This window comes from Paraburkholderia silviterrae (assembly GCF_004353915.1).
Lineage (GTDB): Bacteria > Pseudomonadota > Gammaproteobacteria > Burkholderiales > Burkholderiaceae > Paraburkholderia > Paraburkholderia silviterrae.
The window spans coordinates 115755-129480 of the sequence record NZ_SMRP01000004.1 but is presented as its reverse complement, the minus strand read 5'-3'; the positions used below and the strand labels follow the sequence as shown (position 1 = coordinate 129480).

The following is a 13726-nucleotide window of genomic DNA, read 5'->3' as shown; positions in this document are numbered from 1 at the left end:
CATCGAATCCGCCATTTCCGGGAGTCACGAAATGAACGCCATCCCGACCGCCGCTCACGGCGAGCTCGCCGCCGACTTCGACAGCGCGTCTGTCTCCGGGTCTGCCACCGCTTTTTCCACCGATAACGAGCGCTGGGCCGCCATCGCGGCGCGCGACGCGCGTGCCGATGGCCAGTTCTTCTACGGCGTGCGCACGACGGGCGTGTTTTGCCGTCCGTCCTGTGCGTCGCGCCTGCCGCGCCGCGAGAACGTAGAGTTGTTCGCCGATGCCGACGCCGCGCGCGCTGCTGGCTACCGCGAATGCAAGCGTTGCCGGCCCGGCGGCCTGCCGCGCGAGCTCGAGATCGTGCGCCGCGCCTGTGCCGCCCTCGACGCCGATCCCCAGGCGCGCCTCACGCTCGCGCAGCTCGGCGAGGCCGTGCATCTGAGCCCGTTTCATCTGCAGCGTCTCTTCAAGCGCGTGCTGGGCGTCTCGCCGCGCCAATACCAGGCCGCCCGCCGCGGCGCCGTGCTGCGCGACGCGCTCGCGCAAGGCGCCGACGTCACGCGCGCGAGCGCCGACGCCGGCTTCAACTCGTCATCGCGGCTCTACGAGAGCGTGGCGGGCGAGCTGGGCATGGCACCGTCGGCGTTTCGCCGCAAGGGCGCGGGACTCACGATCCGCTATGCGAACGCGGTCACACCGCTCGGGCGCGTGCTCGTCGCGGCGACGGACAAGGGCATCTGCCGGATCGCATTCGGTGACGATCCGGGCGAGCTGAGCGCGAGCCTCGCCACCGACTTCGCGAACGCGCGCTGCATCGAGGACGCGGCGGGACTCGCGCCGTTCGTCGCGCAAATCGACGCCTATCTGCATGGCCGCCGCGAACATATCGAGCTGCCACTCGACATTGCCGCAACGGCATTCCAGCAACGTGTCTGGGACGCGCTCCAGCACATTCCGTACGGCGAGACGCGCAGCTACACGCAGATCGCCGAAACGCTCGGCGCGCCGCGCGCGGTACGCGCCGTCGCGAGCGCGTGCGCGTCGAACCCCGTGGCACTGGCGATTCCGTGCCACCGCGTCGTGCAAAAGGGCGGCGCGCTCGCGGGCTACCGCTGGGGGCTCGCGCGCAAGGCAGCGCTCATCGATGCCGAGGCGCGCGCGGGCGAAGTCCGCGTAGCCGAACCGGGACTTGCCGATGACCCACCGGTGCGGGGCTCGAAGCGCGCCCGCGCTACCGCCACGCCGGAGACCACCGCTTGAGCGCCGTCCTGCCGAACGAACCGCAGCAATCGCGAAACGCCGTCCCGCAGCCGGATGCCACCCTCGAGCTGCCGTTTCGCGCGCCGTACGACTGGCCGCGCATGCTGCGCTTTCTGGCCGGGCGTGCCACGCCCGGCGTCGAGGCCGTGGAGGACGGTGCCTGGCTGCGCGCGATTGATTTCAACGGTGCGAGCGGCACGCTGGCCGTGCGCCGCCATGCGCGAAAGCGTTGCCTCGTCGTCGAGATCGACGGACCAGTGAGCGCTCATGCAGCCGCGCTTGCCGCACCGCTCGCACGCATCTTCGACGTGGCGGCAGATCCGGTTGCAATCGGTGCGGGTCTCGCCACCGATCCATGGTTCGCGCCGCTCGTCGCCGCGGCGCCGGGGCTGCGCGTGCCGGGTGCGTGGTCGGGCTTCGAGCTCGTGGTGCGCGCGATCGTCGGCCAGCAGGTGAGCGTGAAAGCCGCGACCACCATCGTGGGCCGCCTAGTCGAGCGCGTAGGCAAGCGCATCGACGGCCACGCGCACGCACGCACCGCGTGGCGCTTTCCAACGCCGGCCGCGCTGGCCGCTGCCGACCTCGCAGGCATCGGCATGCCAGGCAAGCGTGTGGCCGCGCTACAGGGCTTCGCGGCGGCGGTGGCAAGCGGTGAGCTCGCCATCGAGCGTGCGCCGGCGCAACACGCCGCGCCTCGCGCAGCCAGCAAACGCCGCAATTGTCCTGGCGAGCCCAGTGCCGACAGGGCCGCCGAGCGCGCCACCCTCGACGCCATGCGCGCCGGACTGCTCGCACTGCCTGGCATCGGCCCCTGGACGGTGGAGTATGTGGCCATGCGTGCGTGGCGCGACGCCGATGCGTGGCCCGCCACCGACCTCGTGCTCATGCAGGCCATCGCCGCACGCGACCCCGCGCTCGTGCGCGCGACGCAGCAGCGCGCGCGCACCGAGGCGTGGCGGCCCTGGCGCGCCTATGCCGCGATGCATCTCTGGAATGAGATTGCCGATCGCGCTGGCGCGGCGCGCGGCGGCTAGCGCTTCCGCGACATCCATCCGATTACGGCGCTCGCGCGAGCGCGCGAAACGCTCGCCGATCCGCACACCCGATCGCGGCGGGCCATGGCGGGCCGTCGCGCGCACGCGCTGAGCCAGCCGCAAAACCCCGCCCGAAGGGGCCTCAAGCAGGTCTTCCGGCGAGATGTTAAAGTGCCCGCTACCGAAAATCCCTTGTCGGCGGCGCGTGCAGCACGGCGTCGCCGGCCAGAGCCCGACCTGCCTTCAATGCCAGACACGACCTCTACACGCACGAACGACGTTCTCACGCAGCGCCTTTCCGTGCTGAGCGCCGGGCCACACCGCGACGCGCTCACACGCGGTCTGCGCGGCATCGAAAAGGAAAGCCTGCGGGTGACGCGCGACGGCCATCTCGCCATGACGCCGCATGCGACAGCGCTTGGCTCGGCCCTCACGCATCCGTCGCTCACGACCGACTATTCGGAAGCGCTGATCGAGATCATCACGCCCGCCGAAAAAGACGCCTCCATCACGCTCGCGAAGCTCGACGAGCTTCATCGCTATGTCTACGGGGTGCTCGCGCGCGACGGCGAAATGCTGTGGAACGAATCGATGCCGGGCCTGTTGCCCGACACCGACGACGGCATTCCCATCGCCCGCTACGGCGACTCGAACATCGGCCGCCTCAAGTACGTCTACCGCATGGGGCTCGCGCTGCGTTACGGCCGCACCATGCAGTGCATCGCGGGCATCCACTACAACTATTCGCTTAACGAAGAAGTGTGGCGCGCACTGCACGCGCACGAGCAGTCCACAGCCACGCAGACGGACTATCAGTCGGAGCGCTACCTGGCGCTGATCCGCAACTTCCGCCGCACGAACTGGCTGCTGATGTATCTGTTCGGCGCCTCGCCGGCGCTCGACGGGCGCTTTTTGCGCGGCCGCGCGCATGCGCTCGACACCTTCGACGCGAACACGCTCTATCTGCCGTACGCGACGAGCCTGCGCATGAGCGACCTCGGCTACTCGAACACCACGGGCCAGTCCGCGCTGCGCGCCGACTACGACACGCTGCCGGGCTATCTCGACGCGCTCGCGCAGGCGGTGAGCCAGCCGTATCCGCCGTACGAGGCGATCGGCACGCACCGCGACGGCGAGTGGGTGCAGATCAACACCAACGTGCTGCAGATCGAAAACGAGTTCTATTCGACGATCCGCCCCAAGCGCATCACGTACCCCGGCGAGCGGCCGCTGCATGCGCTCGCCGCGCGCGGCGTGCAATACGTCGAGGTGCGCTGCATGGACATCGATCCGTTCGAGCCCACCGGCATCTCGCTCGAGACGGCGCGTTTTCTCGACGCCTACCTGCTCGCTTGCGCGCTCGAAGACAGCCCGCTGTTGCCCGCAGCCGAATATGAGCAGGCCAACGAGAACTTCGGGCTCGTCACGAAAGAGGGGCGCCGCCCGGGCCTCGAGCTCAAGCGCGCCAATGAGACGATCTCGCTGCAGGATTGGGCCGCCGAACTGCTCGCGAAGATCGAGCACAGTGCAGCCGTGCTGGACGCGCTGCACGGTGGCGACGAGCATGCGCGCTCGCTCGCGACACAGCGCGCGAAGCTCGCTGATGCATCGCTCACGCCCTCGGCGCGCGTGCTGCAAACGATGCGCGACAACCAGCAATCCTTCCTGCAATTTGCGCTCGCGCAAAGCGAGCGTCATGCGGCGCATTTCCTCTCGCGTCCGCTCGACACGCAAGCGATGGCACAATTCGAAGCGCTCGCGCGCGAGTCGCTAGATGAACAAGCGAAGCTCGAGCGCGAGGAAGTCGGCTCGTTCGACGCCTTCGTGACCGCGTATCGCGCCTACACGCTCAACCGCTTCAGCGTTTGACCCGTTGCCGTGCCGCGTTTTGCGCCGCATTCTGCGCGACGCAAAACGCCATCGGATGGCGCGTGACGGCAGCGCGCGCCATGCAGCGCGCTGCGTCGCCCGATTCGGGCATCCCATTTGCTTGAAACGCGAATGCGCGTGCGCGGTCCAATGTTTTATGGGCATTGCGCGCCGAAATACGCCGTGCACGCCGATGCCCCGCATGCCAACGACAAGACGACCGGGCCGCGCGCGACGCGTGCCCATTCAGGGAGGAACCCACGCGATGAAACGAACTCTGCCGATCCTGCTTTGCGCGGCGCTTGCGGCCTGCGCGCCACCGGGCCAGGTGAATCCCGACGTCATGCAGATCGCCACCGCGCCGCTCACCTGCAGCGACAAGCCACAGTGCGACATCTGGTGGCAGCGCGCCCAGGACTGGGTGCGCGGTCATTCGAAATACGAAGTGCAGACCGTGACCGACACGCTGATCCAGACCGCCGGCCCCGGCGGCGGCAAGCGCGCGCTCGCCTACGAAATCACGCGGACTCACAACAGCGACGGCACGACCACCATCGGCTTCGCGGCGCATTGCGACAGCTCGCTCGGCTGCAAGCCCGACCCGTGGGCTGCGGGCGCGGCATTCAAGCAATACGTGCGCACCGGTATCGAGCAGCCGATCCAGGGCGCGGCCAACGACGCCGCCGACACGAGTGCGGCGCCCGCGCAGGAACCCGCATCGGCGGTGTCGGGCGCGGCCCCCACTGCCTCCTCTCCTTGAATCTGCGTGATGAGTCTGCGCCCTGACGACGCGCTGAGTCTGTCAGGGCGCGCGCCGCGACCAGCACAAAGCGGCCCGCTCATCCTGATCGCGCGGACTCCGAATCGAATCACTTCGATTGTGCATTTAAGCATTATCTGATTGGGTGACGTGTCGAGGGGTCGTATCGTGGCACTGCTTCGGCGTGCGCCGGACGACAGTACATTCCTCTTCCATCATTCGAATCGAAAATGAAAATGCGACTTCTGCCAGTCAGCGCACTGGCTGCCCTTATCGTCGTCGCGGCTGGTTGCACGACCGCGTCGGGCCCGACCTACAACCTTGACATCGTGACGCTCGCCAACGGCACGCAGGCCTATCGCGTACAGTGTCTCGGCCTGTTCGAAAGCTCCAAGGCCTGTATGAAGAAGGTCACCGAGATTTGCGGCGACAAGGAGCCGCTGCGCGTCTCGTCGACCGATCGCGCCGTGTCGGGCTTCAAGCCCGAGAACGATCCGCGCGAGATCATGTTCATTTGCCAGACGCCGCCGCCGCCCGCTGTCCAGCCGCCGCCCCCGCCGCCGCAGGCTCCGCAGGCCAACACGCAGCCGCAAACCATCACGCTGGGCGCAGACGCCAACTTCGCCGTCAACAAGTACGACCTGCTGCCGGCAGGCAAGCAGGCGCTCAACAAGCTCATCGCGGACAGCGACGGCGTGAACATCGGCACGGTCGTGATCGACGGCCATACCGATTCCACGGGCTCGAATGCACTGAACGACCGCCTCTCCCTGCGCCGTGCGCAAACCGTGCGCAACTACCTGCAGTCGCATGGCCTGCATGTCGGCCAGTATGAAGTGCACGGCTACGGCAAGTCGCGGCCGATCGCATCGAACGCCACGGCCGAAGGCCGTGCGCAAAACCGCCGCGTCGAAATCAAGACCAGCGGCATCACGGCACGCTAATACGCGCGCGTCGTCACGGCTGCAACAGCACACACCGCCCGCACCTCTCACGCGGGCGGTCACCTCGGGACCGTCAGCGGGCCATCAATGGCCCATTGCCGGTCCCGCTCCTTTTCTGGGCTTCGTGATCCAGACCAGCGCCGCAAGCACGATGAATACCGCGCACGAAATGCGGAAGAAGTCGTTGGTCGCCATCATGTAGCCCTGCGCCGTCACCACTTCATTGAGCTTCGCGGTCAAGTTCGCCCCCGCGTAGCCAAGGCCCTTCAACGCGTCGCTGTACGCATTGGTGTTCGGCGAATACACGCTCACCGACTCCGATAGCACCGCGTGGTGATAGATCGCCGCGTTTTCCCAGAACGTCGTGCTCGCCGCCGTGCCGATCGCGCCCGAGAGCGTGCGCAGGAAATTGGAGAGCCCCGAGGCGCTCGCGAGGCGTTCGTCGGAGATGCTCGATAGCGTGATGGTCGTCATCGGCACGAAGAAGCACGCCACGCCTATGCCCTGCACGAGGCGCGGCAGGATCACCGTGCTGAATGGCACGTCCAGCGTGAATGTGGAGTTCCATAGCGAAACGAACGCAAACACGATGAACGCGAGGCTCGCCACCATGCGCAGATCGAGCCGGTGCATGTTGCGTCCGATCAGCGGCGAGAGCACGAGCGCGAGCAGTCCCACCGGCGCAGTCGCGAGGCCCGCGATTCCGGCCGTGTAGCCCATCACCGTCTGCAGCCAGAGCGGGAAGATCACGACCGAGCCGAAGAACGCCATGAAGCCGAACGAAATGATCAGTGCGCCGAGCGCGAAGTTTCGGTCGCGAAAGAGCGAGAGATCGACGACGGGCTCCTTCTCCGTGGCTTCCCACGCGAGCATGAACGCCAGCGATACGGCCGCGATGATCGCGAGCGCGACGATGAATTTCGAGTTGAACCAGTCGCGGTCCTTGCCGAGGTCGAGCATCATCTGCAGGCACGACACGCCGATCACGAGCAGCGCGAGCCCCACGGCGTCGATACGCTGCTTCGTGGTTTTCGTCTCGCGCCCGCGCAGCAGCAGGTACGCGCACGCGCCCGAGAACAGGCCAATCGGCACGTTGATGTAGAAGATCCACGGCCAGCTGTAGTTGTCAGTGATCCAGCCGCCCATGACCGGCCCGAAGATGGGCGCGACGATCACCGTCATGGCCCAGAGCCCCAGCGCGAGCCCCCGCTTCTCGGGCGGATACGAGCGCATGAGGATCGTCTGCGACAGCGGCACCATGGGACCGGAGACGAGGCCTTGCACGAGACGGAAGGCGATCAGCGTCTCGAAATTGGAGGCAAAGCCGCAGGCCGCAGAGGCGAACGTAAACAGGATCACCGAGAGCGTGAAGAGGCGCACTTCGCCCACGCGCCGCGCGAGCCAGCCGGTGAGCGGCACGGCGATTGCCGAGGCGACCGAATACGAGGAGATCACCCACGTGCCTTCGCTATTGGCGACGCCGAGATTGCCGGAGATGGTCGGCACGGCAACGTTGGCAATCGAGGTGTCGAGCACCTCCATGAAGGTGCCGAGCGCGAGGCCCACGGTCAGCAGCGCGAGCGTGCCGCCGGAGAACGGTGCGGGCTCCGCACGGGCAGGAGCGGGCGAGGGCGCGGCGGTGGAAGCGTCCATCTTCAGGATCCTTGCTCAGTTTCATTACTGAAGTTTCGGGTTCAGGCGAAGCGTTGCTGCTGCAACGAACCGCACGCGGGCGACAGTCCGCAATTTCATGTCGAGGCATTGTCTGCCCAGACAGTAATCCAGGCGCAATACGACGCGGCCGAGGCGAAGTCTATCTGGCGCAAAAGCGCCGCGAAATCTACCCTATGCCTCGCCGTGATCTTCGTCAGATGTCCAGGATGGCCAATCCGTGGGGCTTTGCGCCTGGCCGCACGTCATCGTCGCATGGGCGTCGTTCGCGATGAAGCGTTGCAACAGGGTGACGAGCGTCGTGACTTCGTCGGCGGAAAAGCCTCGCAACTGGTCGTTCATCACCGTGGCAATCCGAGCGGGCAATTGCTGCGCTGCGTCGCGCCCGAGTGGCGTGAGCGCGAGCTCGACCACGCGGCGGTCCGCATGACTGCGCTGGCGTACGAGAAAGCCTTTCTTTTCCAGGCGGTCGAGCATGCGCGTCATCGAGCCGGTGTCGTACGACAACACGCGCGACATCTCGTTGGGCGTGCTGGCACGCTCGAACCACAGCAGCAAAATCACGCCGATCTGCGACGATGTCAGCCCGAGCGGCGCAACGGCGCGGTCCATCCGCGCGGCCAGCACGTTGCGCGCCGTTGACAGGAAATAGCCGAGGCTCGGCTCGACACCGACCTTGCCTGGCACGTACGAACCCTCGCTCATGGGGAATGGCTCTCATGCATTTCGAAGACCGGCGAATTTTAGCCCGTAATATGTCTGCCTGGGCAGGTAAATCGAGTGACGCATCGGTCATCGATTCGTCGCTATCGCGGCGTAAAAACAACAGCACAATTGATGCGATGCAAAGTATGTTGTGGTTTGATTGCATAGTCAATATTATTACAGGCAAGCACTTAGGCTCCCGGTAATCCCCAATTCTCCTGTTCATTGCGCCATGCTGTACCTCAAGAACGCGCTCGGCGGCATCGGCCGCTCGGTCTCCTGCACTGCCCGACTTGCCTTCGCGCAAGCCGGCGGGGCGGCGCGTTGGCGCAAGCTTGCGGTCTACGCAGCGATGTTCGTCCTGCCCGGCGGCTCGATTGCCGTCGTGCTGATGATGTGGGCCGACCGCCGCCGCGCCCAGCGCGGCGAGGCGGACACATCCGTGGCCGCCGGCGCCGTGACGCCCCGTGCAGCGGATTCGGCCGTGGTCGCTGCGGCCATGAGCGCAGCGGCAGCCACCACGGCGGCAGCAAAAGCCGCGTGTTCTGGCGTCCAGGTCGCGTGCCGCCGGGCCAGCACCACGCGTGGCACGCATACGCGCGCGGGCACCGCCGCCCTGCACGCCGTCCATGCGCTGCGCCGCTGGCGCCGTAACGACGCGTAATTTGCGGCCGGCGCGCCGTAACACACCCTCAGACACTCCCGGCTTACCCTTGCAGGTTCCGCGCTGCGCGCGGCGTGTGCGCTACCATTGCCGCAACTTGCTGGCCCCTCGATCCGAGTCGGGCCTGGCCGTAGCTGCGCACACAATGACAATGGCGCGCGCCGCCGAGTGTTTACGCGCCCTGGCCATTCGCGACTTTCGCCCTGGACTCTCGACCTGGACTTTCGCCCAATTCGCCAGCCGCATCGACAGGAATTCCTTGCATGTCTTGCCGTTTCGTCCATTCCGACCGCCATCTTCAAGCGTCGAGCCGCCTGCGCGAGGGCGCGCTAGCCGATGGCGCTGCCCACGTTAGCCGCAGCGCGCGTCGTGCGCCCAGGCTTGCCCTGATGTGCGCGGCGGCGGCGCTCGCGTTTCAGTTGAGCGGTTGCGCCGTGGGTCCCGACTATCACAAGCCGGCCACCGCGGTACCCGCGTCCTACAAGGAGGCGCCGGAAGGCTGGAAAGTTGCGCAGCCCGGCGATACCACCGATCGTGGGCCCTGGTGGCTCATCTACGACGACGCGCAGCTCAACGGGCTGATGGATCAGCTCAACGCCAGCAACCAGACCGTCGCGCAATACGCCGCCGCGTACCGCCAGGCGCGCGCGCTGGTGGGCGAGGCGCGCGCCGCGTATTTCCCGGTGGTGAGCGCCTCGTTCTCCGGCTCGCGCTCGCGCAGCCCCTCGCGCGTGTCGAGCTCGAACAGCGGCTTTACGGGCGGCAACTCGATCACCAACAACGTCAACCTGGGCTTGGACGCCACCTGGGAGCCGGACCTCTGGGGCAAGGTGAGCCGCACGGTCAGCGCACAGGAAGCCGGCCAGCAGGGCGCCGCCGCCGACCTGGCCAACGCGCGCCTTTCCGCACAGGCCACGCTCGCGCAGACGTACTTCGCGCTGCGCTCGCTCGATGCGCAGCAAAAGCTGCTCGACGATACCGTCGTGGCCTATCAGAAGTCGCTGCAGCTCACGCAGAACCAGTACGCGCAGGGCGTCGCGGGGCGCGCCGACGTGATTCAGGCGCAAACGCAGCTGCAGTCGGCACAGGCCGCCGCCATCGACAATGGCGTGGCCCGCGCCCAGGACGAACACGCAATCGCCGTGCTGGTCGGCCAGCCGGCCTCGGCGTTCTCGGTTCCACCCTCGCCGCTGACGGCCACGCCGCCCACCGTGCCAGTCACGATGCCCTCGGCGCTGCTCGAACGGCGCCCCGACATCGCCTCGGCGGAGCGCAAGGCGGCGGCGGCGAACGAGCAGATCGGCGTAGCGATCTCCGCGTTCTTTCCCACGCTGACGCTCTCGGCCAGCGGTGGCTTCGAAAGCTCGGTGCTCTCGCAGCTGCTCTCCATGCCGTCACGTTTCTGGACGCTCGGCCCGTCGCTCGCAGCCACGGTGTTCGACGCGGGCTTGCGCAGCGCACAGACCGAAGCGGCGCGCGCGGCCTACGACCAACAGGTCGCGGTCTACCGCCAGACCGTGCTGGCCGCGTTCCAGGACGTCGAGGACAATCTCGCGTCGCAGCGCATCCTCGCGCAGGAAATCGTGGTGCAGCTGCAGGCCGTGCAGTCGGCGCAGCACGCGCTGCAGATCGTCACGAACGAATACAAGGCGGGCACAACCGACTATCAGAACGTGCTGTCCTCCCAGACCACGGCATTCACGGCGCAGCAGAAGCTCGCGAGCATCGCGGGGCAGCGCATGGTGTCATCGGTGGGACTCGTGAAGGCGCTCGGCGGCGGCTGGGACGTCTCGCAGATGGATCGGGAAACGGGGGGCGTTGCAGTGCCGGCGCCTGTCGAGGCATCGGGCGTGCAAGGGTCGGTTTCATCCGCGCGCGGTGCAACACAGGACGCGGCGGCGCAAGGCACACGCTCGGAGTAAGCCCGCAGACGCGGGCGGCGCCACGGGCCGCTTGGGGCCGCTTGGGGCCATTTGGGGCTGTTTAGTGTTGCTACGGGCCGCTTTGGGACGCTTTGCGCGGCGCGAGCTCGTGAACGGCGAATCTCAGCGCATGAAACTCAACGCCACGGCCCCTTCCCCAGTGGGCCGTCCCAGCAGGTTCAGCAATCCCGCCAGATTCTCTCGCTGATCGGGCGTTGCGCTCGCGGTGCCGTTGAACGACGCCGACGTGCGCGAGAACGTGCCGTGCCCATCGAGCAGCAACGGCCCCTTCTGTGTGCTCAGATCGAGCGTGGACGACGCCCCTTGCGCCTGGAGCACCGCCTCATACGACCCTAGCGGCTTCACCAGCGAGACGCGCGAGCTCATCTCGGCGAGCGTGACGGTGAGCCGCCCGAACGCATCGGTGCCGAATACGCGCCAGGGGCTCCACGCGAGCCGCACGTTGCCATCGAGATCGAGCGTGTTGAACGGTGCGCCGAGCCCGGTGAGCAGCGACGCGGGCACCGCGATCGCGCCTGGCGTGACGGTAGCGCCGCGCAACGTCGCTTCGACGTCGACGGGGTCGGGCATGGCCTCGGTCTGGCGCATCTGCATGCGCACACGACCCGTGAGGAGCGCCCAGAACGAAGTGCGCCATTCGATGCGGCCCGGCAGGAGCGTCGCCCCCTGCACGTCGTGGCCAGCGGCGAGCATGAGTGTGGCCGAGCCGCGCCAGAGCGAGCCTTGCGGATCGACGAGATTGATGTGGCCTTGGGTTGCGCGCGCGAACTGCGGCGCGATCCACGCAGCGGGCAGACGTACGAGCAGCACCACGCCCACGGACAACACGGCTACGAAAAGCCAGGGCAACACGGCGCGGGCTCGCCGCATCCAGTAAGACATGCTAAGGATCTCCTGTCGCTGCCCGCGCTCAACGCGCGTTCGCCGGCTGCAGCGACGCGGTCAAATCGACCTGACCGTCGGCCTTGAGCGCCGTGATGTGCGCCTCGACCACCTGCACCTTGTACTGCTTGCGCACGTCGTCGAGCCAGGCCGACCAGGCAGGGAACGACGCATTCTTCATCTGTACCTGCGCCGTCGTGCCGATCAACTGGACCTGCGCGGCCGGCATGCCGTGGTCGGAGAGCGAAGCGGTGAGCGCGTCCTTGAGCGCCTGGCCACCCGGCGCCACGCTCGCCGCCGCGCCCGCGAGCGCGCGGGCCTCGTCGGCCTGCGCGGTCATCTGCGCGAGCCCTCGCTGCAGCGCGGGAAGGCTCTCGCGCAGACGCGCGCGGCCGTCCGCCGCCGGCTGCCACAGCACCGAATAGCCGATCGCCACAGCCAGCAGCGCACCGCCCCACGTCAGGAGCACTTGTTCGCGCGCCGTGCGCCCCTCCCAGAAGTTGCTCCACTGCTCGCTCAGAGCCTGAGCCCATGCGCCGCTCGAACCCGATGTCTTCACGATGCGCTCCTGATCGTCCATTTGCCGCTGCTGCTGTCCTGCGTGCCCGCAAGGCCATTGCGCGCGAGGCGCTTGTTGAGGTCGGCGTCGACATTGACGCCCGGCTTGAAGGTCACGTCGAGGCGCCGGTCGTGATAGTCGAGCGCCGCAATCCCGTTCAAAGGCACGGGCCCGAGCGAGCGTGCGAGGCCGTCCGCGAGCACGAGGAAGTCGTCGGGCGAGGGCTCGCCCGCGGCCACGCGCAGTTGCGAAAGCTGGCGCGACATCTGCCCGGCGGGATCGAGCACCACGGTGGTCTTCGGGAAGGCGTTGAGCAGCAATTCGGTCATCTGCGTGTTGATGGCGTCGCGCTGACGCGCAAGCATCAGCCACTGCACGTTCGCGCCAACGATCGCCACCACGAGCGAGGCCGCCACCAGCGCAATGGGCACGCGCAGCCGGCGCAGCGTCGCGCGGTCGAGTCGCCACGGCTGCACCGCGAACTCGAACTGGCAGAGGTCGAATTTGCACGCGAGCGCACGCCTCGCGAGCGTCTCGAAGCCGAGCGGCTGTGCGCCGGGCAGCGTGGCAGCGAGCGCGGCCTTCTCGGCGGCGCTCGCGGGCTCGCCCGGCACGCCGGTCAGGACATAGCGCGTGACGCTCGCGTCGCCGGCCAGCGCCTCGACGGTCGCGGCGAGACTCGCCGCCGGCACCGCGAAGCCCTCCGCCGATGGGCCGCGCACGATCGTGAGCTCGAGCAGCGCGCCCAGCGCCGTTGCAACGGTGCTGGCCGTGGGCGTTGCCATGTCCGGCAACAGCGCCGGCGCCGTCGACATGACCGGGCCGAATACGCAGGCTGTCACCGGGACACCGGTGCTGCCGGCAGCTTCAGCGGAGCCGGCCGCTTCGGCCGGACCGGCCGCTCCGGCGGGCTTGCCCGCATGCGCGTCGGCGGCGCCCGCGCCGGCTTGCGTGGCTGCTGCCACCGCGGCGCCGGCTTCCCCCTGGGCGACGGGGACGGGGACGGGCAGGCAGCACGCCACCGGCACTGCGCGCAGGTTGCGGTGCCCCGCGCCCGTGAAAGCTTCGACGAGGAAGCGGAACCAGCCGCGGTCGATGGCCGCGACGGTCTGCTTCCCGTCGGGCAGGCGCGCGGGATCCAGCGCGAGATGGCAGGTCTGCGGATCCTGGATCAGATGATCCTCGACGACATTCGGCAGCGCCTGTCGCAGCCGCGGCCCTTTGAGCGGCGGCACCGCGGCGGCGACCGTGAGCAGGTCGCGCGCGGCGATCAGCAGCACGGTGGCGGATGCTTTCGGCAAGAGACCGAGCGCCGCGCGGCCCGCGCGCTGCGTCTGGCCCGCCTTGTCGAGCAGCACGAACGGCAGCTCCGGCAACTGCCATTCCTGCGAGTGGACCGCCGGATCGCGCGGCGGCATCAGGACGATCAGCGTGCTCAAACGCACCTCT

The 13726-nt window shown here is 67.9% G+C and carries 12 protein-coding genes; 7 read left to right on the top strand and 5 right to left on the bottom strand.

Going from position 1 to position 13726, the window contains the following annotated elements; all coding sequences use genetic code 11:
* The first annotated feature begins 31 nt into the window (after positions 1 to 31).
* From ada to EYW47_RS10905, 5 genes are all read left to right on the top strand, one after another.
* Entirely contained in the window at positions 32 to 1246 is a 1215-nt protein-coding gene (gene ada / locus EYW47_RS10925) for a bifunctional DNA-binding transcriptional regulator/O6-methylguanine-DNA methyltransferase Ada (protein ID WP_133194873.1), read from the top strand.
* Between the two features lie 101 nt (positions 1247 to 1347).
* Complete coding sequence (locus EYW47_RS10920; RefSeq protein WP_133195110.1) at positions 1348 to 2280, top strand: DNA-3-methyladenine glycosylase family protein; 933 nt, start codon at positions 1348 to 1350, stop codon at positions 2278 to 2280.
* 246 nt (positions 2281 to 2526) lie between these two features.
* On the top strand, positions 2527 to 4149 hold the full coding sequence (gene gshA, locus EYW47_RS10915) for a glutamate--cysteine ligase (RefSeq protein ID WP_133194872.1): 1623 nt from the start codon (positions 2527 to 2529) through the stop codon (positions 4147 to 4149).
* A 265-nt stretch (positions 4150 to 4414) separates the two neighbouring features.
* Positions 4415 to 4909 (top strand): DUF859 domain-containing protein, encoded by a 495-nt coding sequence (locus EYW47_RS10910; protein WP_240763637.1) that lies wholly within the window; start codon positions 4415 to 4417, stop codon positions 4907 to 4909.
* Positions 4910 to 5139: 230 nt separating this feature from the next.
* The gene (locus EYW47_RS10905) at positions 5140 to 5853 is read left to right on the top strand and encodes an OmpA family protein (RefSeq protein ID WP_133194871.1); all 714 of its coding nucleotides are present in this window, start codon (positions 5140 to 5142) and stop codon (positions 5851 to 5853) included.
* Between the two features lie 84 nt (positions 5854 to 5937).
* On the opposite strand, the gene EYW47_RS10900 is transcribed toward EYW47_RS10905, so the two are convergent.
* Positions 5938 to 7506 (bottom strand): DHA2 family efflux MFS transporter permease subunit, encoded by a 1569-nt coding sequence (locus EYW47_RS10900; RefSeq protein ID WP_133194870.1) that lies wholly within the window; start codon positions 7504 to 7506, stop codon positions 5938 to 5940.
* A 192-nt stretch (positions 7507 to 7698) separates the two neighbouring features.
* Positions 7699 to 8229, bottom strand: a complete 531-nt coding sequence (locus EYW47_RS10895; protein WP_133194869.1) for a MarR family winged helix-turn-helix transcriptional regulator — start codon at positions 8227 to 8229, stop codon at positions 7699 to 7701.
* A gap of 232 nt (positions 8230 to 8461) precedes the next feature.
* Here EYW47_RS10895 and EYW47_RS10890 point away from each other — a divergent pair, with 232 nt between their 5' ends.
* Positions 8462 to 8893, top strand: coding sequence for a hypothetical protein (locus tag EYW47_RS10890; RefSeq protein ID WP_133194868.1), 432 nt, complete (start codon positions 8462 to 8464; stop codon positions 8891 to 8893).
* Between the two features lie 389 nt (positions 8894 to 9282).
* A complete protein-coding gene (locus tag EYW47_RS10885; protein WP_133195109.1) occupies positions 9283 to 10815 on the top strand; it encodes an efflux transporter outer membrane subunit in 1533 nt (510 codons plus the stop codon).
* A gap of 123 nt (positions 10816 to 10938) precedes the next feature.
* Here the strand turns inward: EYW47_RS10885 and EYW47_RS10880 are convergent, their stop codons facing one another.
* Genes EYW47_RS10880 through gspL form a run of 3 tightly spaced genes read right to left on the bottom strand, consistent with a single transcriptional unit; the run spans position 10939 to position 13716 of the window.
* Positions 10939 to 11718, bottom strand: coding sequence for a type II secretion system protein N (locus EYW47_RS10880; protein WP_133194867.1), 780 nt, complete (start codon positions 11716 to 11718; stop codon positions 10939 to 10941).
* Between the two features lie 28 nt (positions 11719 to 11746).
* Complete coding sequence (locus EYW47_RS10875; protein ID WP_133194866.1) at positions 11747 to 12298, bottom strand: type II secretion system protein M; 552 nt, start codon at positions 12296 to 12298, stop codon at positions 11747 to 11749.
* A complete protein-coding gene (gspL, locus tag EYW47_RS10870) occupies positions 12274 to 13716 on the bottom strand; it encodes a type II secretion system protein GspL (RefSeq protein WP_133194865.1) in 1443 nt (480 codons plus the stop codon). The genes EYW47_RS10875 and gspL overlap by 25 nt, the downstream gene beginning before the upstream one ends.
* Positions 13717 to 13726 lie beyond the last annotated feature (10 nt).

Coding starts and splice junctions, on each gene's coding strand:
- ada (WP_133194873.1), top strand. CDS start 32: ATGAACGCCATCCCGACCGCCGCTCACGGCGAGCTCGCCGCCGACTTC.
- EYW47_RS10920 (WP_133195110.1), top strand. CDS start 1,348: ATGCTGCGCTTTCTGGCCGGGCGTGCCACGCCCGGCGTCGAGGCCGTG.
- gshA (WP_133194872.1), top strand. CDS start 2,527: ATGCCAGACACGACCTCTACACGCACGAACGACGTTCTCACGCAGCGC.
- EYW47_RS10910 (WP_240763637.1), top strand. CDS start 4,415: ATGAAACGAACTCTGCCGATCCTGCTTTGCGCGGCGCTTGCGGCCTGC.
- EYW47_RS10905 (WP_133194871.1), top strand. CDS start 5,140: ATGAAAATGCGACTTCTGCCAGTCAGCGCACTGGCTGCCCTTATCGTC.
- EYW47_RS10900 (WP_133194870.1), bottom strand. CDS start 7,506: ATGGACGCTTCCACCGCCGCGCCCTCGCCCGCTCCTGCCCGTGCGGAG.
- EYW47_RS10895 (WP_133194869.1), bottom strand. CDS start 8,229: ATGAGCGAGGGTTCGTACGTGCCAGGCAAGGTCGGTGTCGAGCCGAGC.
- EYW47_RS10890 (WP_133194868.1), top strand. CDS start 8,462: ATGCTGTACCTCAAGAACGCGCTCGGCGGCATCGGCCGCTCGGTCTCC.
- EYW47_RS10885 (WP_133195109.1), top strand. CDS start 9,283: ATGTGCGCGGCGGCGGCGCTCGCGTTTCAGTTGAGCGGTTGCGCCGTG.
- EYW47_RS10880 (WP_133194867.1), bottom strand. CDS start 11,718: ATGTCTTACTGGATGCGGCGAGCCCGCGCCGTGTTGCCCTGGCTTTTC.
- EYW47_RS10875 (WP_133194866.1), bottom strand. CDS start 12,298: ATGGACGATCAGGAGCGCATCGTGAAGACATCGGGTTCGAGCGGCGCA.